This is a genomic window from Pseudooceanicola nanhaiensis (genome assembly GCF_020171315.1).
In the GTDB taxonomy this organism is placed as follows: domain Bacteria; phylum Pseudomonadota; class Alphaproteobacteria; order Rhodobacterales; family Rhodobacteraceae; genus Pseudooceanicola; species Pseudooceanicola nanhaiensis_A.
In genome coordinates this window covers 1-19,818 of the sequence record NZ_JAIUZP010000021.1, presented here as the reverse complement: position 1 = coordinate 19,818, position 19,818 = coordinate 1, and the positions used below count along the sequence as shown (strand labels likewise).

19 protein-coding genes and 1 pseudogene are annotated in these 19,818 nt (G+C 55.1%); 8 read left to right on the top strand and 12 right to left on the bottom strand.

Annotated features, from left to right (window positions below; all coding sequences use genetic code 11):
• Positions 1-153: 153 nt before the first annotated feature.
• From LCM32_RS21650 to LCM32_RS21625, 6 genes are all read right to left on the bottom strand, one after another.
• On the bottom strand, positions 154-1,788 hold the full coding sequence (locus LCM32_RS21650; RefSeq protein WP_224823170.1) for a recombinase family protein: 1,635 nt from the start codon (positions 1,786-1,788) through the stop codon (positions 154-156).
• A gap of 2 nt (positions 1,789-1,790) precedes the next feature.
• Positions 1,791-2,210 (bottom strand): hypothetical protein, encoded by a 420-nt coding sequence (locus LCM32_RS21645; RefSeq protein ID WP_224823169.1) that lies wholly within the window; start codon positions 2,208-2,210, stop codon positions 1,791-1,793.
• A complete protein-coding gene (locus LCM32_RS21640; protein ID WP_224823168.1) occupies positions 2,207-2,533 on the bottom strand; it encodes a hypothetical protein in 327 nt (108 codons plus the stop codon). Before LCM32_RS21640 ends, LCM32_RS21645 begins: the two co-directional genes overlap by 4 nt.
• A gap of 175 nt (positions 2,534-2,708) precedes the next feature.
• Positions 2,709-3,056 carry a hypothetical protein gene (locus LCM32_RS21635; protein WP_224823167.1) on the bottom strand — a complete coding sequence of 116 codons (348 nt, stop codon included), beginning with the start codon at positions 3,054-3,056 and terminating at the stop codon, positions 2,709-2,711.
• A complete protein-coding gene (locus LCM32_RS21630) occupies positions 3,049-4,668 on the bottom strand; it encodes a type IV secretory system conjugative DNA transfer family protein (RefSeq protein WP_224823166.1) in 1,620 nt (539 codons plus the stop codon). Before LCM32_RS21630 ends, LCM32_RS21635 begins: the two co-directional genes overlap by 8 nt.
• Positions 4,665-5,069, bottom strand: a complete 405-nt coding sequence (locus tag LCM32_RS21625; protein WP_224823165.1) for a hypothetical protein — start codon at positions 5,067-5,069, stop codon at positions 4,665-4,667. Before LCM32_RS21625 ends, LCM32_RS21630 begins: the two co-directional genes overlap by 4 nt.
• A gap of 49 nt (positions 5,070-5,118) precedes the next feature.
• On the opposite strand from LCM32_RS21625, the gene LCM32_RS21620 reads away from it, so the two are divergent.
• The 3 genes and pseudogenes from LCM32_RS21620 to LCM32_RS22170 all read left to right on the top strand — a co-directional run.
• Positions 5,119-6,165 (top strand): hypothetical protein, encoded by a 1,047-nt coding sequence (locus tag LCM32_RS21620; protein WP_224823164.1) that lies wholly within the window; start codon positions 5,119-5,121, stop codon positions 6,163-6,165.
• The gene (locus LCM32_RS21615) at positions 6,165-6,560 is read left to right on the top strand and encodes a hypothetical protein (RefSeq protein ID WP_224823163.1); all 396 of its coding nucleotides are present in this window, start codon (positions 6,165-6,167) and stop codon (positions 6,558-6,560) included. Before LCM32_RS21620 ends, LCM32_RS21615 begins: the two co-directional genes overlap by 1 nt.
• A pseudogene (locus tag LCM32_RS22170) lies at positions 6,557-7,063 on the top strand (poly-gamma-glutamate hydrolase family protein); the annotation flags it as partial. The gene LCM32_RS21615 and the pseudogene LCM32_RS22170, both read left to right, overlap by 4 nt.
• A gap of 120 nt (positions 7,064-7,183) precedes the next feature.
• Here the strand turns inward: LCM32_RS22170 and LCM32_RS21605 are convergent.
• On the bottom strand, positions 7,184-7,810 hold the full coding sequence (locus LCM32_RS21605) for a tyrosine-type recombinase/integrase (protein ID WP_224823162.1): 627 nt from the start codon (positions 7,808-7,810) through the stop codon (positions 7,184-7,186).
• A 187-nt stretch (positions 7,811-7,997) separates the two neighbouring features.
• Between LCM32_RS21605 and LCM32_RS21600 the strand changes: the two genes are divergently transcribed.
• From LCM32_RS21600 to LCM32_RS21585, 4 genes are all read left to right on the top strand, one after another.
• Positions 7,998-8,729, top strand: coding sequence for a thioredoxin domain-containing protein (locus tag LCM32_RS21600; protein ID WP_224823161.1), 732 nt, complete (start codon positions 7,998-8,000; stop codon positions 8,727-8,729).
• Positions 8,730-8,937: 208 nt separating this feature from the next.
• Entirely contained in the window at positions 8,938-9,159 is a 222-nt protein-coding gene (locus LCM32_RS21595) for a hypothetical protein (RefSeq protein ID WP_224823160.1), read from the top strand.
• Complete coding sequence (locus LCM32_RS21590; protein WP_224823159.1) at positions 9,156-9,356, top strand: hypothetical protein; 201 nt, start codon at positions 9,156-9,158, stop codon at positions 9,354-9,356. Before LCM32_RS21595 ends, LCM32_RS21590 begins: the two co-directional genes overlap by 4 nt.
• Positions 9,353-9,577, top strand: a complete 225-nt coding sequence (locus tag LCM32_RS21585; RefSeq protein ID WP_224823158.1) for a hypothetical protein — start codon at positions 9,353-9,355, stop codon at positions 9,575-9,577. Before LCM32_RS21590 ends, LCM32_RS21585 begins: the two co-directional genes overlap by 4 nt.
• A gap of 644 nt (positions 9,578-10,221) precedes the next feature.
• Here the strand turns inward: LCM32_RS21585 and LCM32_RS21580 are convergent.
• Complete coding sequence (locus tag LCM32_RS21580) at positions 10,222-11,040, bottom strand: hypothetical protein (RefSeq protein WP_224823157.1); 819 nt, start codon at positions 11,038-11,040, stop codon at positions 10,222-10,224.
• A 95-nt stretch (positions 11,041-11,135) separates the two neighbouring features.
• Between LCM32_RS21580 and LCM32_RS21575 the strand changes: the two genes are divergently transcribed.
• Positions 11,136-12,443: a hypothetical protein gene (locus LCM32_RS21575; RefSeq protein ID WP_224823156.1), complete on the top strand. Its 1,308-nt coding sequence runs from the start codon at positions 11,136-11,138 to the stop codon at positions 12,441-12,443.
• A gap of 32 nt (positions 12,444-12,475) precedes the next feature.
• Here the strand turns inward: LCM32_RS21575 and LCM32_RS21570 are convergent, their stop codons facing one another.
• From LCM32_RS21570 to LCM32_RS21555, 4 genes are all read right to left on the bottom strand, one after another.
• A complete protein-coding gene (locus LCM32_RS21570) occupies positions 12,476-13,807 on the bottom strand; it encodes a hypothetical protein (protein WP_224823155.1) in 1,332 nt (443 codons plus the stop codon).
• Positions 13,804-17,307: an AAA domain-containing protein gene (locus tag LCM32_RS21565; RefSeq protein WP_224823154.1), complete on the bottom strand. Its 3,504-nt coding sequence runs from the start codon at positions 17,305-17,307 to the stop codon at positions 13,804-13,806. The genes LCM32_RS21570 and LCM32_RS21565 overlap by 4 nt, the downstream gene beginning before the upstream one ends.
• Before the next feature lie 157 nt (positions 17,308-17,464).
• Entirely contained in the window at positions 17,465-18,331 is an 867-nt protein-coding gene (locus LCM32_RS21560; protein WP_224823153.1) for a DUF5677 domain-containing protein, read from the bottom strand.
• Between the two features lie 8 nt (positions 18,332-18,339).
• Entirely contained in the window at positions 18,340-19,533 is a 1,194-nt protein-coding gene (locus LCM32_RS21555) for a hypothetical protein (protein WP_224823152.1), read from the bottom strand.
• Positions 19,534-19,818: the final 285 nt, after the last annotated feature.

Sequence of the window (19,818 nt, the reverse complement as noted above, 5' to 3'; positions counted from 1 at the left end):
TGACGGCGGCGGTGCAGCGGGTAAAGTAAATTCCACGAAATGCATTCCGGTTCACTGAACCTGCGTGAACCGGGCCCAGAAGACGCGCTCTATTCGGCAGAACAGCGGTTTCGCAGGTTGCCGATTTGTACCCGTTATGTCCTGCGCAAAAAATTAAGTAATGCATTGATTGTGCAGAATTATCGCTAACTTTAGGTTCTGGCGCCTTTGGCGTGGGGGTTCGAGTCCCTTCACCCGCACCATTTCACAAACAGGGGTTTGTGAAGGGCTTAATAGTTTGAACGGTAAGGATAAATCCGGCGTTCGATAACCTGTTTTCCGGTCATATACGAGATGCTGTGCAAAGGTCAGTCTGAGGACCAGTCTGCGCAGTTGTAGCACCTCACTTTCCCATATTTTCCAAGGGTTTGATAAGAACCGCCACGCCAGTTCGAAGAGATTTTCGAACGTGCCCGAAGGCGGCGTTAGATTTTCGAGTTTTTCGGAGACGAGCAGCTTTTCTTCGCTGAGCGCACCGATCTTTTTCTCATATGCCGTGATGACGGGAACACTCTCCGTCTCCACGATCCGGGCCAGCAGCGCGTCGCTCTGGCGCTCGATTTCACCGAGGCGCTTTTTCAGGTCCTGTTCGTCAGCCTCCGCCCGTGCCAGTCGGTCGTCCCAAAGATCGGCAAACATCTTGCGAGCAACGCTGAGCAGGTTGCGCGACGGCGTCATGTTCCGCAGGAGCGACTCGAACCCCTCTTCGATATCAGCGCGGCGGATGGACTTGCGGTAGGAGCCGCAACCTTTTGTGTCGCACAGGTAGTACGGATAGGACTTGGTGGAGCCTTTCGACCAGCACGAGGTCATGGGCTTGCCGCAGTCCCCGCAGGCAACGAATCCACGCAACGGAAAGTCTTCTGCAATGTCCTTGCGGAACGGTGCCTTGGTCTTACCGTCTAGCTTCTCCTGCACCTTCTTCCATGTCGCAAAGCTCACCAGTCCTTCATGCTGGCCCTTGCGGAGCGAGATGTCCCATTCCGGCACCTCGATATACCCGGCATAGGTTGCCCGCGTGAGAATATCCGTCACACGTTGCTGTCGGATTTCACCGTTGGGGAGGCATTTCGGGAAGGCGGGCTGGTCTTCGAAGAAGCGCTTCACTTCCGCCTGCGAGGCAAAGCGCCCGCAGGCATAGCCTTCAAGCGCGTCCTGAATGATGGTTGCCAGCGGCTCATCGCGCACCAGCAGGTTGCCATGAACGCTCTTTCGTTCGTAGCGGTAGCCGTAGGGAGCCTTGAAGCACCAATACCCGCTCATGATGCGGGCGCGCATGCGGTTGCGGGTCTGTTCCCCGTTTTTCTCGCGTTGGTGCTGCGCGACCGAGGCCAGCAGGTTCTCAACGAGGATGGAATCGGAATCTTCTCCGAACTCGATGGACGGGCTTTCCAGCCGTCCCCCGGCACCGGAGATATCGGCGCGCAGTTGCAGATGGGCTTCCAGCCCCCGCGCCAGGCGGCTGATGTCGTCAATAATGACCACATGAGGCGCACGGCGATGCTTGCGCAGGAAGGACAACATCTCCAGCATGCCCGGACGGGCGCTTGATCCGCCGGACATGTCATCGGTGAACACCGCCACAACGCCGTATCCCTTGTACTTGGCATATTCGCGGCAGCGCGCTTCCTGCGAGGTAAGGCCCGAGCCTTGCGTGGTCTGCTTGATCGAGGATACCCGGCAGTAAATGACGGCCAACTGGTCGGTTTCCGGGAAAGTCTGTGTTGGTGCTGTTTGGGGCTTTGGCATGATCAGCGCTCCTCTTGTTTTTGATTGTCAGGGGATGCGACTGTTTCACGCGGCAGGTCTTCAAGGCAGATGTAGTTTAGCACATCATCGAAGCCCACGTCACTTTCGGGGAAGAGCTTATCCCCAGGCTTGACGCTGAACCCCAGATCGACAAACGCCACCATCACCTGCCACAGAGCGATCAGGCATTCTTTCTGCTGGTCTTCGGTCAGAACTTCACCTTCCAGTTCAGCCCCGTAGTCTTCTAGCAGGCGATCACCGAGTGATCCTGGCGGCCCGAGCGTGCTCAGGTCCTTCTGCTCTGTTCTTGTTTTCCCTCTATCTTTCATGGTGCGTCCTTTCTTTTCTTGATGTTTTTCCAGGGCGTAAGGACGGGCGCGGCCCCACACAGCCAAGCGCCCGTCCGATTGCTTATTGTTCACCTGCGGAAGCGTGCCGGACGCTCAGAACGGGAACGGCTGGTCGCCTGTTCGGCCTGTTGCTCAGTGTTCCGCTCCTGGCTGCGTTCGCGCTTCAGATCGCGGACCACGCCGTGGGCTTCACGGGCGAGTTCGGCAACACGCAGCAACTCGCTTGCAGAAAACGACTGGGTTTCCTGAAGATGGCCGTCCTTGTCCTCGTAAATCTTGGCAAGAGAGACCGTGTAATACGGGCCTTTCTCGGACTCGTTTTCCCAGATGCTCGCCTTCAGGCGGCTATCGCGCAGGGTTTCGATTGGTTTGTTGGGCACAGTTGTATTGTCCATGGAAATCACTCCTTTCCTTGGTTGGTGGTTTAGTTTTCGGGATTTGTCGTTTTGTTCTTACGGTCCGCGAGGCGATGCCGTCAGCGAATAAGAACAAAGATAGAACATATCACATCGGCTTTCTCCTTTTCAACGTAAAATTGAGCAAGATTAGAACATTAGAGCTTGCAGATATTTACCTGTCGCGCGCTCGCCGGAAGAAACGGCTGGCCACATTCAGACGCCGTTCCTCAAACTTCGCGCGGGACAGGCGGCGCATTTCCTCCCAGTCAGCATTGAAGCGCACACGGTTTGGCAGGGCGAAGTCCGGTCGTGGTTCGGGCAGATCGAAGCGGTTGACCTTTACGTGCCACTGGTCGCGCTCGGACGGATCGCGCGTGATGCGAGGTTCAGGATTTCTGCCTGTCCGCAGGGCTTCAAACGCGTCCCGTGACAGCCCGGCATCACGGGTGAACTGCGCGTCATAGGACGGCAGCTCGCCCCGGTGCTGGAAGCTGTAGGAACTGGGTCGGCTGTCACGCATCACCTTGCCCCCCGATATGAGACCACATCCCGTCCCGGTATTGCGGCAGGTGGGCAAAACGATCCGGAACAGGTTCGCGGGTGACGGGAAGACGGCGGGGGCCGTCAGCCGTCATGGCCTGCACAGAGTCATAGGGCGGATGGTACGGGTTTGGATGATACCGCCCCGCCATAAACGGCTGGTCGAAGTACGGCGCGCGTTCCGCCAGCACCGCCCCCGGCAGTCCGTCCGCAAAGATAAACTGGCGGTTCTCGGGCAGGTTCAGCACTTCATCGGTGGTGCGCAGCGGACGGCGCTGCCGTGTCTGCCATTGGCTTTCGAGACGCTTCTGCATGAACTGCGGGATCAGATCGAACGGATCGGCCCCGCTGAAGAGGTTTCCAAGCAGTCTGGCCTGATCGAGACGAGCGCGGCCTTGCCGGACGGGATCAGTCCACTTAAAGGTCTGCACCCCGAGCATTTCGGAGATGGTGCGCGAGGACAGAACATCGCGCAGGCTGAAGTAACTCTGACAGCCCGCACTGGAGGTGATGATGTCCCGCGCGCCGGGTGCCAGGTCATCCATCTGCTTGAGGGACTGGAACACTGCCCACGGGCGGATACCCATGCCAGCGCCATAGGTGAACATGCGCGGCACGAGGCTGAACCCTTTCAACTGCGCGCATTCATCCAGAATCCACGTCTGGGCAGGTGCTTCGGGTTTGCGGGCCTTGTAGATCATCGCGCCAGTGAAGATCGCCTTGATAACGGGGGCATAGGCCCCGACCAGTTCAGCCGGACACATCATGTAGAACTGGGTGAAGTGATCGGAGCGGCACAAGTCTTCCAGCGAGAAATCGAAGGGCGGCGACACGGATTCCCGCAGCACCGGATCGGAAAGACAGGCCACGGAATTGAACAACTCGCCCATGATCCCGCGATAGCCGCCGGAGGAATCCTCTCTTGAGGTCGCAATCTCTTCTTCAACACGGGCGACCAGAGGAATGCCCGAGCGGTACATCTCATAGGCAAAGTCACGCCATGCGGGCGTATTGCCGGGGATCAGGTTGATGGTCTCATAGAGGGCTGGCAGATCAAGTGCGCCGTTCAGCATGACCAGCATCAGCGAGATCGCCTCGACATATTCCCGTGCCCTCTGTTCGAAGAAGGCAGATTGCGGCGCACCGGAACTGGGCACCAGACCTTCGGCAAACAACTTCACATCTGCGAAGAGCGAGGGAGAAGATTTGCGCAGGTAATCCACGGGGTTCACGCGGTCCTGCCGAATGCCGTGCAGGCCAAGCGGGTTCCAGTAATGGCAATGCTTGTTGTCAGGTGTCTGGTCCTGCGAGATCGCGGCCAGTTCGCCCTTCAGGTCCAGCACCAGCATCGAGCTACGCCGGAATATCCCGCTGCATAGGTTATAGGCCAGCACATCCCGCAGCTTGCCGGAGCGCGCCCCGCTAATCAGGAGCAGACCGCCGGGACGATCATACCAGAGCGGCTGACCTGCATGAAAACCCAGAAACAGGGCGGTATCGCTCTGACGCAGCATGCCAGCCGCATGAAGATCAGCATGTGCTGCAAAGTTGGCCGAGCCAAACGGATTACGGTCATTCCAGCTCTTACTCATGACAGCCCCCACTGGATCAGGCCGACAACGACGATCACACCGAGCATGAACATCTTGCGGCGGGATTTGCGTTGACGGCGCAAGCTCGAAGGGTCTTCGATGACCTCGCTGTCGCGCTGCATCACCTTCAGGGCCAGATGCAGGCCGTAGGCGGACAGGGCAGCATTGATCGCAGCGCTGACCGTGAAATAGATGACCAGCGCCAGCATCCCCTTCAGACCAAGCAGCACAAGCTGCGTGTCCATGCCCTGGTAATGTTCCAGCGTGTATCGCCAGACAGACGGTGCCACGCGCTCATAGAGCTTCGGCATGAAGGTGAAGGCGGCAGCAATGCCCGCGAAAAATGACAGGCCGCGCAGTGACCTGACAAACGGCGATCCGATATGTCCTTGTCCGCTCATGATGCTATCCTCTTGGTCGTGGCCCCACGCGCGGCATACGCTCGAGGGTATGAGCCAAGAAGACCCCATAGATTTCCGGGCGTTTGTGGAGAGTCACCACAAACGCACACGGGAAAAAGCGGTACAGCCGCCAGTAATTTCCTATCCGAAGGAATGGAAGGGCTTTTGCTTTGAGGTTCTTGTCGCCTTTCAGGAGGCAGAAAAGCAACGGCTGAAAAGGAAGAAATATGGCTGGCAGGCCACGCGGGACGCGATCATGCAGGACTTCGACGGCGCATCAGGACGGGTTCTGGCCGCGCGCGATGAGCGGCTAAGCAAAGACCACCTCCAGGACTGGGAGCGCCACGGCAACATTCCTGACAAACCATTCGCTTTCGTGGACAGGTTCGTGCGCCAGCTTGACAGGCCGCAGACCCATAGCGTCGTCAGTGATAACTTGCGCGCCAAGCACTTCGAGCGACTTTCCCACGGCCTCAGCGAGATGTACCAGAACCGCAGCATCGACATGCAAGAAGTGGAGATGCTACGGAAAGAGATCGGAAAATTCCTTCTCACGCCGGAACTGGAAAAGTCACAGTTCAAGCATATCGCTATCCGTCTGGACGATGTGACGGGTTCGATGATCAAGGTCACGTTCGTCTATTGCCCGTTTGCCATTGAAAAGGAAAACCCGTCAGATTTCTGGCGCTCGGGCCTGTTCTATGACGGCTTCCTCATACCCTTGCCAGATTTCACAAAGCCCGATGAGTTCGAGACGTTTGAGCTTGGCAAGGGTCTGAAGGCAGGGAAGGACTATGAATGCTTGCTGTTACTGTTCCGACCGGAATGGCGGGGCAGCTTCATGTACGGCTATGTCGTGGCGAAGGTAAAATTCGGCTTCACCAACATGCTCTCAAAAGAATTGATCCTCGTCAGCATGGAAGCCGTCGAGCCGAATTTACTGTTCTCGCCGTTCGGCCTGACGATCAGCCGCGACCCACGTTATTATCAGGAAAAAGGCTCGCCTACCGACCTTCTGAAATTCAACAACATCCAGAAACATACTGAATTTATTGAAAAATATTTCAAATATTGCTATAGAGGATACTTGCTTTAATGAGTAATGCTTTGAGTGAATTTATAGACCCGCAACAGACACCACCTGATATCTTTCGTGCCGCACAGAATAACGACGTGGCCGAGCTTCTTGCTGCCCTAGAAGACGGACAATCCCTGTCTACTCAGGACCCGGAGCGCTTGATGATGACTCCGGTTCACATAGCCGCTGCCAGAAGCAGCAATGACTTCCTCGGGGTGGCAGCAGGGCACGAGACCTTCAATCCGCAAATCCGCGATGCCAACCTGCGCGTCGCCGCAGACCATGCATCCGCTTACAACAATGGAACGGGCCACAAAATCCTGACCGATGCCATGTACGCCGATTTATTCGCACCGGACGACCGCTATCTCGATTATACAGATAACGAGCCGAGCGAATTCCATTTAGGATGAACACACCATCTCTTCCGGAGAAGAAATTGGCGGACAAGTACAGAAATTTTAAACACCTTTGCGAAGACATGCGTGAGGGTAAGGATTTCTCCGTATCGGTTTCAGAAGGTTCCGACCCCCGCCTTCTAGTTATTGCTCCGCACGCTGGGAAGACCGAGCGTGGAACAACCGAGCTGTCACGTGCAATCGCTGGAGAAATTTATTCTTGCTATCTCTTCGAAGGTACACGGCCAAACGGTAATGGTGACCTGCACATCACATCTCATCATTTTGACGAGCCACGTGCCCTGAAAGCTTTGGAGCAATGTGACATAGCACTTGGAATCCATGGTCGTCAGGACTGGGGAGACAAAACTTCGATCTGGATCGGCGGTCTCGATCAGACGTTCATGGGCCTTCTTGCATCGGAGCTTAACGCGGCTGGTTTCGAGACTAAGGTTGATGGACATGCGTTCCCAGCCCAAGAGCCTCAGAACGTCTGCAACAGGGGAAAGACCAAAAAGGGCGCTCAATTGGAATTGCCGCCGGGTATGCGAGACCAGTTGAAGGGTGATCTTGAGCATATGGAGAGATTTGCCAACGCTGTCCGCAATGCTGTTCAGAAGCGCTTGCCAGAGGGCTATCTACAACTCCACCTGCATAAACAGTCTGGCGACCTCGTCGGACTGGATGCACAGATATTCAAGCGTTTGCTGCTGCCTCGCATGGCCATAGGCTTCCATGAGCAGCGGCAGGACGAGATGCGGCGGGGTTTTCGTGTTACCGCGCAACTGGTGATACCCCCATGTCTTGCGCAGCGTATGGCTGCCGTAGTTGCCCTTTAGGTCCGCCTCGCGGCACCAGCTTTTCACCATGTTGATGAACGGCGAGACTGTCAGCGCCTTTCGTGTTCGCTGTGACGGGAAGACCGGCGCAGCATCTTCGGGACCCGGATGCAACTTCAACCAGTCCTGGATGGCGTTCGCTGCCGTCCCGTTCAGCGTAATCATCCTATGCCGCTGATTTTTCGACTGCATGAGATCGAGGGTATCGCCTCCGCTCAAATGCGCCACCTGTCCGACCCGGATCGAGAGCAGTTCATTTGCGCGGTAGGCGGTGTTGATGCCGAGGGTGAACAGGCACAGGTCACGCGGACGCGCCGATAAATTCTTCTTGATCGCCGCAATCGCCGAAAGATCACGGATCGGCTCCACCTTGGTCGTGGAGCCAGCCTTCGGGTGATTGGAATTTCGGAGTCTCTTCAACGGCATAGCACCGACAAAGCGCTACAGATCAGCCGATGTCAACTTCTACTCAAAACTTGACATACGGGAGTATGTAACGCTCGGTCAAGCCTTTAGGACGGCATTCCTACGGTCTCTTCCCCCTGAATACGGCGCTCGTCCTGACCTACGGCGAATACCCCAACTTCTGAGTAGAAGTTGAGGAGAAGGTCCGATGCTGAACCGCCTGAGCGTCCCTGTCACAGCCGCTTTTCTGGCTTTTGGGCTGCCTGCCGCAGCCGAGTTGAACCCCGGCCACCAGGTTGATGCGAGCGTGGATATCATCGTCGGGCAGGAGAACGCGACACACGAACTGATCGTGTATTTCTCGCCGGGCTGTCCGGGCTGCATCGTCCTGCACAGCACGGTGCAGGATATCTACGAGCAGTACATCGATCAGGGACGCCTGCGGATCGTCTATCGGCAGGTCCCGCAATATTACCATCGCAGCGGCAATGACCAACTCGCACAGGAACGCAGCGACTGGATGGCGCGCTGGCTGCAATGCACCTACACCACAGGCGGGGAGGAAGGCTTTGACGCCGCGCTAGACGTGTTCATCTCCTATGCCATGGCCAGCACCCGCCGCTTTCAGGGGCGTGAGACGACATGGCCCGCAATCACCAACGCCCGCAACTTCTCGTTCCTCAGTCTGTTGCAGGAGCGCGGCGTCTATACCGATCCCGACCAGCCAGCTTGTGATGCGGAACGCGCGCGCGACATCTTCGCCCGTAATGTCGTCCTTCTGGATCAGACGGCAGGAGAGGAACGGAGCCGTGTCAGTGCGCCGATGCTGATACTGGATGGCCGTTGGCTGGATGAGGCACTGGCCAGCGGCGATCTGAACCGCATCCGCAATGTCCTTGAACTTCACATTTCCAGTATGTTCCCCGGAGGCGACCAATGAGCACCCCGAGCGGACGCCCATCTTGGCAGAAGTACCTCGGGCTTCTGGGGATTCCCGCTTTGGTGACGTTTGTGGCACTCTACCTGATTACGGGCAGCGCTGCCGTTGCGGGTGTCTTTGCGGCTGTCGTGATCGTGGTCGGCGTGATCGGAGGCGTTATTGCGGTTATCTTTGGCGCACTCAGGGACAGGACGCGCGGGAGGTAAATTTGCAGGTCAGGCATACAGGCACCTTCGATCTGAAGGACGAAATCACCGACATGGCCTATCTCGCCCACCTGAACGCCATCGGCACAGACATCATCGACCAGTCCGTTTTCACGGGCGAAGACTGGACGCACGTTCATGCCGCCCACAACAGGTTCCTGGGCGCGCTGCGCCGGGCCTATGAGAAGAAGTGGGCGATTGGCAGACAGCACAGAAAACGATGAAGGCCGAATTTCCCCCGAAATACTCTCATGCGTGGTGGCTGGAACAGCCGCCACGCCCCTTGGCCGAAACCGTCAGGCTGTTCGAGGCGAAGAAGGACACGCTGTCGCCCGCCGTCCGCCGGTCTCTTGAACAGCGTCTGCCGCCCCAGGAGATTGCCGAACAGATTGACCGGGATATGAAGAGGCTGTTCGGATGAGCGGCAAGGCCGATATCCACTGGGAGGCCGCACAAAAACGCCGCCGCATTCTGCCGTTCCGGGGGCTGGCGCGGGATGCGGCCTTCATCTGGCGCATGTGCGAGGTGAGGTACAAGGGCATGACTGACAGCAATCATGTGAAGGGCGTGATCGAGGACAACCTCGCCGCCAGCCGGAAGCACAGGTTCCCGATACCTGAGAGCCGAGAGCAGAGCGAATGAACAGCCCGGCACGGATCACGTCACAGCTGGAGATGATGGCAGGGGAGGCAGCCCATCTCTATGACAGCCTGTGCCGCCTGGACGGGGAACAGCCCTTACTCGACCCGCACAACGTAGCTTTCATGGAAAGAACCCTCGCAGAGCAGGCCGAAGGCTACCGTCACATCTGGGCTAACGGAAAACCATGACGTATAAACCGAACCGAGCCTCAGGCAATCAATGACATGGTGTGCCCCTCGGCTGACCCAATGACCAAATTGCCAATCTTCTCCCGAACCCCGACTTAGCGACGAACGCAAGATGTGCGGTGTAGTACACCGCATCTTGGCAAGGGAACCCGCTGCGCGTCCCCGTTGCATCCCTCCGGCCTTTGGCTTGTCTCAGGGCATTTAACCCATCAACCAGCCAACAGAACGTATCGCCGTTCAATCCCTCGCATGGAGACTTCGCTCTCCCCTGCACCCATCGATCAAAGGGCGTTCTTGCCCGTTTGAAATCCTGACCAACCCTGCGCGGATTGGATGCCGTCACCTTGTCAAAGGTGAATCACGATCCGGGGGCCTATCGCCGCCCCCTGGATGCCCAGCTCGTCAGACTTGGAGACTTGCCTCTCCACCGACACCGAGCCATGCGCAATTACATCTTCACTTGCCAGCTAAGCGCTGCTTGTATCCAAACCCATTTACCGGATCATTGAATTTCGCGTGGAACCGCGCCTCAAACTCCGGCTGTAAGAAGTCGTAAATCTCATTCAAGCGTTTGGAAAGCTTGCGCAGCGCCGCGTTGTGGTCGCGCTGTAGTTCCACAAGCGCCTCTTTCATATAGCGGTTCAGGTTGACTTGCTTGCCTAGACTATCCGTTCCCTTCATCGGCTGACCAAGGTGTTCAAACCATGCCGCCATCCTGAACGACTGATCGCACGAACTGTGCTCGCGTTCCCATCCTTGATGCACTCTGGAGTTGCGCTCATGACGAAGATCTTCATGATCCTCGCGTTGCGAAGCCAGCATGCCGTACAGCGCGTCAGGTAAGCCCTTCCTCTGAAGACCTCTCATTGTGCACTGACGAGGTGCCAGCCCATATTCATAGATATCATTCACGAGGTGAAGCGAGCAGTCGTGCACTGATATAAGCCGCATCAGAAGAACGTCGGAGGCAACGTTCAACCATGTATACCGGTCGGTGACCTGCGTGTTCGCTACCCATGTTTTGGGATCAACCCAGAGCAAGCCCCCTACATGGTTGAGTGATTCAACGCGCCGCACGAGGCTCCGCATGCTCGCGCCGCAGTGGAAGACGTACTTGCAGTCCGGGTAGGAGGCCAGTGTGTCATAATCGTCGAAGTTCATCTCCACTATGCCGAGGTCGTAGATGCGACCGATCAGTTCATGGGTGTCTGAATCCACAATCTTCCGCTTGAGGAATCGAGTGCTACTCTGTTTCTTGTCGTTCGTCGTCGTCATGCGCAGCCAGTTCGCTCCAAACGCTGCCACTATACTGTTGTGTGGCTGAAAGATTCCATTTGCCAGAGCCGTCAGCGTGTTTTAGCATTTAAATCATGCAGTTACGCAACATACCATTAACCGACCTTCGTGTGAACCGCGCCAACGACCGGCATGGAGAACTTGAGAACGAGACCGCTGCGATAGCCTGGCTCTTCAATACTCGTGAAAGTCACATGAAAAATCTCGCGAGAGATATCATTGAGCAAGGCACTATCTACGAACCACCATTGGTTTCCTCGACGAACGGTGTCTTCACGGTCTTTGATGGAAACCGCCGCGTGACATGCCTAAAACTAATTGTTGAACCGTCAAGGGCGCCAACTACTGAACTTCAGTCATTCTTTGCTGATATAAAGAAGCAATGGAAGGGCGACTTCCCGCAAAAGATCATGTGCCAGGTGGAGAATGACCGAGATAGATTGGATAGCATTCTATTTCGAAGACATACGGGGTCGCAGAATGGCGTAGGTCAGTCAAATTGGGACGACAGAATGAAGAACAACTTCATTCTGAGAACTGGTCAGGCTAGTGGCATCAATGTAGCGGATGAGGTCGAGAGTCGGCTGTCAAAGGCCGGATTGCTTCCAAAGAGACGACAAATTCCCCGCTCCACGATGAATCGGCTGCTATCAGCAGAAGCGTTCAGAAACCGTTTGGGCTTCAGCGTTCGAAAGAAAAAGTTTGAATACACGCATAAAAGCGACAGGGTGCTGTCTGCGCTTGCACGTGTGGCGGAAGATTTGGCCAGTAGAAAGATTGTGTTGGGTGATCTTTGGGATGTTGATGGAAAGCGTTCCTACCTTGATCGACTGGAGCTTGAGGGCATTCTACCAACAGCGCAGGATGCCCTGAAGCCGGACGATCCGCCAAGCCCGCCGCCACCGCCTACACCCAAGCCAAAGCCTACACCGCCACCAAGACCCTCTACTCGGAAAACCTTGATCCCACAGCGGGACTTCGGAATTTCGTGGCCCGGCAGATTACAGCGCCATCATGAGATTTGGGAAGAGTTGCAGTTTTCCCTGGAACTGGGAAAGCACCGTAATGCAATCTCTGTTCTGTTTCGGGTTCTGTTGGAGTTGTCAGTAGAGAACTACGTCAAGCAAAACACAACAACCGTTCATGAGAACGACAAGCTAGCGCTGCGCGTAAAAAAGGTCGGGAAGCACCTTTTTGACAATAAAAAGATCGACAAAAAGCAATTTGAGGCAACAAAGAAGTTTGGTCAAATGGACCAGTTGGTTTCTGCAGACACTCTAAACAGATACGTACATTCCCCGGACTTTGCGCCCTCTGACAGCCATCTTACTGCTATGTGGGATAGCATGGCCAGCTTTGTTGTTTGCTGCCTTGAGGCATAGGGAGCTGGGTTATCTGTGGGGCTACTTCAAATCTACCGATTGAAGAATATGATCAGTTCGAATCCTTTGTCGTTTGGAAACCTTTCACGGACCAGATTAACAGTTGTTTCGTTAAATCTCGTTTCAAAAGGCACTTGCTGAACAAGCCGTTCTTGGAAGGAGGTGGAATCTCCCTTGAAAGCTTTTTTACATAGCTTTGCTGCTAGTCTACCAAACTCAGCCTGTGCTTCGTCGGTAACATACTGATCGACAAAATGCCCACGAAACTTGAGCTGCTTTACAACACCTTCGATGCCCGAAAACGAGTAGTTGCCAATACTAGGAAGGATGCCTTCATCCAGATCGCGGGCGGCAACGCCCGACCACCATTCCTCACCATCACCGCTTGCATGATAGTCGTTCGTTCGAAGACCTTCATCTGCAAGAAATTCGCGCGCGGCAAAAGGACTCCAGCCTTCTAAGTCATCAACTTCGGGAGGAGTTTCTTCCTGGCGCTCATAGTGAAGGATATCCTGGATGATATTGTCCACGTCTGCATTATCCTTGGCGGGCATGTTTTGGAATTGCCGTGTGGCTCGTCTCAACAGCCACGGTCGCGCCATGAATGTCAGAATGAAGCGTTTCTTGGCGTAAGCCTTCAACTCGTCGGATTGAAAAGTCTTCTGGTCTATCTGGATACGAGCGCCCTCAATATGCGAATAGCAATGAAGTGCATAGAAAAATGGGATGGAGCAGATTGTCAGATAGATGGGAAGTGTGAAACTTCTAGCGGTGTCGGTCGTGAAGAATGTCTCTGGCTCCGCCCAGATTTGAGAGACGGAATGCCATAGAATGGTCAAAGCAGCGATGGCCAGTACCCTTGTCAGCAGTTTGTTTACCGCTGCATGCTCCGGATCGCGCTCCGAGACGACAGCAAGTAGCGCGATAAAGGTCACAATGGGTGTCAGGACCAGTTCAATAGGCAGGCTAAATGTCTTGGCGACATATATGAACTCGATCACAGCCGTCCCGCTGAGAACGGCTGTGGCGTAGCCGCGAAAATGCTGTGTACCCTCTTTGGCGTCGAATGCGCGAAACAGCAACGGGAGGCCGCCGACAAAATACCAGACAACGGTTGGCACAACCTGGCTGGATGTCCAGAGCCCGGTCTTGCTCCCAAACCATGATAGGAGGCCGACCCAACCGGCAAACGCTCCGAAAACGATCAACAGCTTCGTGTCCGCGACCGCTCGGACAACCCCGAACAGTGAGCTGCGCACGTCCTTTTTTGTCGAAACAAGACCAAGGATCAGAGCAATCCATGCGGCTGCCGCGATTTCGCGGTTGTTGAAGTTCTGGGTGATCCACAACCAGATTTCGTTCATTCCGGCGTCCTGAGGGTTCGGCCATTAGGAAGATACCGATCCAGCACGGCGAACACGCCTGCGGATTTCCAGAGCTGCCTGTTTCCGATCACGTACAGAGAGGCTTTAGCGCGGGTAACGGCAACGTTGACAAGGTTTGGTCTTCCTCCGGCCCAGGCGCGCGCACCGTTTTGCGAAGACATCTGTGCGCCCAGAACAAAGAACACGATTCCGGCTTCACGGCCCTGGACCGTGTGAACCGTCCCGACATGTTCCCACACCCAGGCGTTCGGATTTTCCACCCATCCATCCAGTACACGGCTCCGAACGATTTCCTGGCGCAGATTATCCTGAACGATCACGAACGGTGTCACCACATAGAGGTCGGCATCCGCTCCGCCATCTCTCAGGTCATACAGCATCTCAATCAGGACAGCCGCTTCGTCAGCGCACCACTTGTCCGGCCCCGGTATTCCCTGCACGTCGATCCAGGCGGACGGGCCCAGGATGGGGTTCTCCGGGGTGGGCTTTTTCGCCTGCACCATCAGGTTTGAGTAGGCGATCTCGTTCGAGATATCGAACATCGGGCTGTCACAGCGCCGATGCACCAGCAGAGGCGCACCCACGTCCCGGTGACCACTGCCGATGGGAAAGCGGGCGCAGTATAGGCTAGCTGCATCGGCGACCGTCTGCACGGAGGCTTCCGGCGCGTTGTACTTGAGCGGATCGACCCCGAAGAAGGCGCACACCTCTTCAGTCAGGCTGTTTGGCAGTGTGACCACAGGTTCAATCTGGAGCGGATCACCGACAACGACCGCGCGTTTGGTGCGCAGCATCGCTCCTACGGCAGCCTGCGGGACGGCCTGACCCGCTTCATCCACCAGCAACCAGCCAAGAGATTCCGGGGCAAGGCGTGAAAACATCCTGTTGACGGATGCGAAGGTCGTGGAAATTACCGGCACCACCAGGAAGAACGATGACCAGAGATCGGCGATCAAAGCATCTTTTTGCGGTGTGCCGAGGGAACGTGTTCCAAATGACTCGATGAAGACAGACAGGTTTTGCCGCAGCGGATCGGCAGCGCCGTCAATAAAGGCGCGGTGCAGGTGAATGGCCGCTTCGAACACATCATCGCGCAGGATGCTGGCGGCCTGATCAAACCAGACATGGGCCGTCTGCATATCCTCATGCGCACTGGCAAAGAACGCGGCATCGGGCACTGGCGCTTTTAACTCTCGGCAGGCCTGAGCCGTCTGCGCTTCAAGTTGCTCTCTCTCAGCCTCCAGCTCTTTGATCTTTCTGGCCGACTGTTCAATCAGGTTCTGCTTTGCCGCCAGATCGGTATGGAGCGCATCGAAGCTCCTTTTGCATGCAGCATGTGCTCCGGAAGATTCCCGCGCTTTGTTTTCCAGGGTGCGGAACTCGGCCAACCAGTCTTTGAACCGGCGCGTCTGCAACAGACGGGCCAGCAGTCCCGGTCGCATGGCGAAATGGGAATCACTTCGCTGGCGGCTTGAGGCCGCACCAGATTCCGCATTTTGAAGTTCTCCCTGGGCTTCTGACAGTTTCACCTGAAGCGCAGCCACTTCGTCTTGAAGTTCCGGTTGCCTTGAATGGAGGTTGTTGATTTCTGCCGCGACCGCCACCAGCCTGACAAGCTGGACATGAAGCGCTTGCAGTTTCTTCTGGTTCTCCCCGGATGTCTTCAAGGCTTGCAGAAAGTTTGTGCGGGCCTTTTCCCACCGCGCAGCCGCTTCCCTGGCATTTGCAGGCGGATTCTCCCGATCAACGATTTCGCGGTTGCGTTTGAGCGGCGGGCCGTCCTTCTGCGGTTCGGACACCACCTGCGGGATGCCGCTGGCATGGTTCAGATAGGTGGACAGGCCGTTTTCATCATCACGCCAGAAGTTTTGCGAGAACACATAGCGGTTGCTGGCATTCCCAAGCACAGCCGCAATAGCGCCCCAGGTTTCACGTTCCAGCACGTTATCTGAGACCGTCTTAAAGTAACGCAACTCCGGTGCGTCATCGGCAATCGCATCCAGTGCCGGAAGTTCGGCGCTGACATTCTCAACCGCCTTGTTGTTGGAAGAGGTCACGACCATCTCGAAGCCCTTCAGCTTCTCATCAAGCTTATAAAGGGTGATCTTCGCGCCGCTTCGTTGGAGGCTTTGCGATGTAGGAGAAAACGCATCGGCGGGACGTTTGTAGGCGCACATCACCTGAGCGCGCTCAACTATCCGGGCGGCCACCACATCCCGCAAAAGGGTCGTTTTACCTGTGCCCGGCGGACCATTCACCGCCAGTATGCCCGTCTTCATTAAGGCAGGCGTCGTCGCGTTCACAGCGGCTTGCTGCAACAATGCCAATGGAAAGCGGCCATTGCCCGGCCATCGGCCAAGCGGCGTCAGGGCTGGCTGGAGCAAATGCTGCAAACCCGCGTCATCCTGAAGAAGGTCAGTTTTATGGGGTGGCTTCTCGACCCCCAAATAATGCTTCAATGCATGCGGAAGGGTGCCGTTTTGGGCATGGGTACGCGCCGCCGCCAGGTCTTCCAGAAAGAATGAATTGAGCAGCCCCGGTTCGGGCGGCGTCTTGCTGGCAAAGAACTCATAGCGCCGCAGCGCAAAGTAAGGCGGCTTTAACTCAAGTACGTCCAAGCCCATCACATCGACAAGAAACGCGAAAAGTTCATCGATGTGCCGCTTCGTCAGGGGGAGAACTTCATCCTCCCGGTCGCGCCGGATCAGTATTTTGCGGAACGCCTCCTTGAGGCTCTTTTCATGGTATGGCCATTCCGCCAATGCCTTCAGGTCGCCTTTCAGTGCAATCGGCACGCCCCAGGCGAAGCTGGAAATGGCAAAACTGTTTTCCTCTTCCAGAGGACAGCCTTCTTTGTCGAGCAGAATGCTGGCAATCGGGCAGTTCCCCCTCATGCTCGGCTTATCAGGGCGTTTGTCAGCATAAACCTTTAGCAGGCTTTCAACCGCCGGGCCGAGGGCAACAGCCCCCAACATCAGCTCATAGTAAAGGCGCTTTTTCGGACGTGAGCGCTCGCCCTTTATCCATGGCAGTTCAGCATCTTCAAATCGTGCGATCCGTGATCTGTCACCTGCCACCAGATCGGTTTCGCGTCGATAGCCTTGCGGGGACAACACCTCAAGTGCCGTCCAGGTGCGCAGGATGTTCTGCGGGTCGTTTGTGACATCCGGTTTAGGGCCGGGTTTGGCCGCCATGGGCCCCGGTTCAGAAGGTCCAACCCGTTCCTGTTGCCGGGGTGGGGTGTCATTCGTTCTTGGCTGCGGTTCGGTTGTCTGGCGGGATCGTGGGGACAGCGCTGTGCCCGCAGTTGTTACGTCATTGGCAGCGAGAACTTTTTCTTTCAGGGCAAGTGCGCGTTGGGTGTTGCGGAACCCCAACTCATGCAACAGCTGGTGTCGTATTTCGCCGTCCTTCCGGCCACTTGCGAAGGTTGCTTCCAGTTCTGTGATTGATTTCTTGAAGTAAGGTCTTGCCGCCATCAATTCGTTACCTTGTCCGGGCGTCAGCCATGTCAGCTTCCCGCTCGTATATTCTTGTTTTTATGCAGTTTTCCACAACCGCAAGATGATAGCAAGAATCTCCGGAGATGCCCAGAATCCACAGCGGTACCGTCGAATGGCGGAGCCGATTGAATGGCTACCCATCGTACATCGCATCGAACTTCCTGAACAGCGCGGCATTGGTGCACTCTACCCAGTCCAACAGACTCTTCAGGTTCTCGTCGTAGGAATCAATTCGTTGCAGCCAAAGGCGGTACGGCCTGTTGGTGAAACGCAGAGTGGGTGAGACGAAGCGAATATCTGCCGGAAAGCTGAACGGGTTGGCAGAAAACGTCCCGTCATCATTCCTGACGAGGCACCAATCGACAGATTCATTCCAGGAGCCGTGAATCGACTCTGACATCATCCCGTATGTACAGGCATACAGATCGTCATGTTCCACGTCCGCGAAAATGTCTCGAAACGACTTTCCCTGTATGCGCCATCGGTTCTTCTTTTGCTGAGCGAAGCTTTGTGGCGTCAGCCCTTCCATCGCCATCTTTTCGCGCACCGACGCAAGAAGCCTCTTTCCGGCTTTTGTGTCGAAGAAGACCGAACCGCTCTCAAGATCGCGAAGTATTCGAAGCCTGTCCTTATAGGAGCACTTCCGGTAGTCTTCCATCAGACCTTCATCACCCATCATCAGATATGCAGCGGTAACTGACGCTTCGATGAGCGGACGCTCCAGGATACTGATAATCTCCGCATTGTCCTCTTCGTAGTATCTGATGACTTCCTTCAACAGCTTCCAGACTCGGACCAGCAGCCCCAGAATAGGTGCATCATTGATTGAATACCCGGTTGGATTACGTTCAACATTTTTTATCCGTGTGAGGCAGTCGTAGATTTCCGCAACATCTTTATAGAATGTCAGTGCAAATTTGTTGACGCCCTCAACTGTATCAAATGCCCCACTCACATAGTCTGCGTCGTATTTTTCGGTAATCGTCAGTATCTCATCCATGGCTTGCTCTAGCTTCCTCGCTCTACCGCAGATTTCATGTCGATGAGGGAACTCTTGAGGCGTGTACATATTTCGTTATGGATGGAGAAAATGTCCGCATTTTCTGGCAGTTCCAGCCGATCTGTAACGCTCTTTATTATTTCATTCTTCTTTTCATCGGACAGAAGATGTGAATATGCAACGCGGAGATCATAGAGTACAAAAAGAGGATTCATTAGCGCAGCAGCGGCGCTATCATCATTCAGCAGGGTGGTGAGAATAAGTTGGAGGCGCTTGAGATTGCGGGTGCTGTTCGGCACGGAGACGCCCAGTTTCTGTATTACCTCTTTCAAAATTGAATCTGACAGTGCTTCGACAAATACCCTGTTCAAATTATCTGCAATCGCCTTGCGTTCTTTCTCGGTATCAACCAAGGGGGCTTTTAATCCGAGAGCAATCTCGACCACCTCGCTATCCAAGTGAGAAATTAATGCCCCAAATCGATCGTTTGCAGATTCAATTAACGCGGTGCGCGCCGCGAGCGCCTGACCCTCAACTGTTGGGTCGGTAAATTTGCACTCGATCTGTCCATCATAGAATTCGCTTCCAATTGAGTGGTCCGATTGGATATTTTCCGATTTGAGGTAGTGCTGCTCGTTCTCGGGTAGCTTCTCAATATCCCCTAACCACATAACAACATGACCATTTCTGTTTATTCCGAGGGAAATCATGGAGTCGTCTTCTGTGACAATTGACCCGTACGTTGTCGATGCAAATTGTAGGCGATACCCCGGCACAGAGTCATACTTGTAAAGGACCCTAGAGTTAAAGAAGACAGGAGTGAGAAACCCTTTATCGAATGACCTTTCAAGGCCGGGAAGATAGTAATAATCATCTGAGTCGTAGTCAAAGCTCACATTGCAATAATCGAATATTTCGATGGTTTTTTTGCGCGTAGTTGAAATGGTATTGCTGCCATTTTCCATCGCTCGACGGTGCAGCTCAATTATTGCAAAACGGGATCGATCAGGGAGAAACTCCTCAGTGCGGGAGGTGCACTTCAAAATTGGGAGTCCGATTACCTCCATGTAAATTTCTGAGACAAATTTTATGAAGTCTGTGTAGGCGAGATCCAAGTATCCATTGCAGTTGTCACAATACAACCTCTGAACATGGCCATCTTTCGGAAATAAATCGGAAACCTGCATCTTAATATAATCCATTCATTCTTTCATCATCATCATACCACGGTCTCAGCAGTATGCGATCTTGAATGCTATCGACGTTACCAACGGTCAACTTAGGGCTTCGCCCTCTGCGCGCTTCAGGCAAAACAGATCGAACAGATTATGATCGTTGTCGGCTCCCCCTGAAGGTTGCCCCCAACAACTGACCTGCTCCCCGTAGTGTCCGCGTTTTTTAGTTCGCTCTGTTCAGGATTTGGTCCTCTATTGACCGTTGGTGATACTCCCACGGGGTAAGCCCGTCGAGGCTCGTGTGGGGGCGGT

What these genes read in the sequence shown, in the direction of transcription:
- LCM32_RS21625 (WP_224823165.1), bottom strand. Translation starts at nt 5,069, where the DNA reads ATGAGCGGACAAGGACATATCGGATCGCCGTTTGTCAGGTCACTGCGC.
- LCM32_RS21555 (WP_224823152.1), bottom strand. Translation starts at nt 19,533, where the DNA reads ATGGATTATATTAAGATGCAGGTTTCCGATTTATTTCCGAAAGATGGC.
- LCM32_RS21635 (WP_224823167.1), bottom strand. Translation starts at nt 3,056, where the DNA reads ATGCGTGACAGCCGACCCAGTTCCTACAGCTTCCAGCACCGGGGCGAG.
- LCM32_RS21590 (WP_224823159.1), top strand. Translation starts at nt 9,156, where the DNA reads ATGAAGGCCGAATTTCCCCCGAAATACTCTCATGCGTGGTGGCTGGAA.
- LCM32_RS21565 (WP_224823154.1), bottom strand. Translation starts at nt 17,307, where the DNA reads ATGGCGGCAAGACCTTACTTCAAGAAATCAATCACAGAACTGGAAGCA.
- LCM32_RS21630 (WP_224823166.1), bottom strand. Translation starts at nt 4,668, where the DNA reads ATGAGTAAGAGCTGGAATGACCGTAATCCGTTTGGCTCGGCCAACTTT.
- LCM32_RS21605 (WP_224823162.1), bottom strand. Translation starts at nt 7,810, where the DNA reads ATGCCGTTGAAGAGACTCCGAAATTCCAATCACCCGAAGGCTGGCTCC.
- LCM32_RS21575 (WP_224823156.1), top strand. Translation starts at nt 11,136, where the DNA reads ATGCAGTTACGCAACATACCATTAACCGACCTTCGTGTGAACCGCGCC.
- LCM32_RS21620 (WP_224823164.1), top strand. Translation starts at nt 5,119, where the DNA reads ATGAGCCAAGAAGACCCCATAGATTTCCGGGCGTTTGTGGAGAGTCAC.
- LCM32_RS21570 (WP_224823155.1), bottom strand. Translation starts at nt 13,807, where the DNA reads ATGAACGAAATCTGGTTGTGGATCACCCAGAACTTCAACAACCGCGAA.
- LCM32_RS21580 (WP_224823157.1), bottom strand. Translation starts at nt 11,040, where the DNA reads ATGACGACGACGAACGACAAGAAACAGAGTAGCACTCGATTCCTCAAG.
- LCM32_RS21585 (WP_224823158.1), top strand. Translation starts at nt 9,353, where the DNA reads ATGAGCGGCAAGGCCGATATCCACTGGGAGGCCGCACAAAAACGCCGC.
- LCM32_RS21640 (WP_224823168.1), bottom strand. Translation starts at nt 2,533, where the DNA reads ATGGACAATACAACTGTGCCCAACAAACCAATCGAAACCCTGCGCGAT.
- LCM32_RS21650 (WP_224823170.1), bottom strand. Translation starts at nt 1,788, where the DNA reads ATGCCAAAGCCCCAAACAGCACCAACACAGACTTTCCCGGAAACCGAC.
- LCM32_RS21560 (WP_224823153.1), bottom strand. Translation starts at nt 18,331, where the DNA reads ATGGATGAGATACTGACGATTACCGAAAAATACGACGCAGACTATGTG.
- LCM32_RS21615 (WP_224823163.1), top strand. Translation starts at nt 6,165, where the DNA reads ATGAGTAATGCTTTGAGTGAATTTATAGACCCGCAACAGACACCACCT.
- LCM32_RS21600 (WP_224823161.1), top strand. Translation starts at nt 7,998, where the DNA reads ATGCTGAACCGCCTGAGCGTCCCTGTCACAGCCGCTTTTCTGGCTTTT.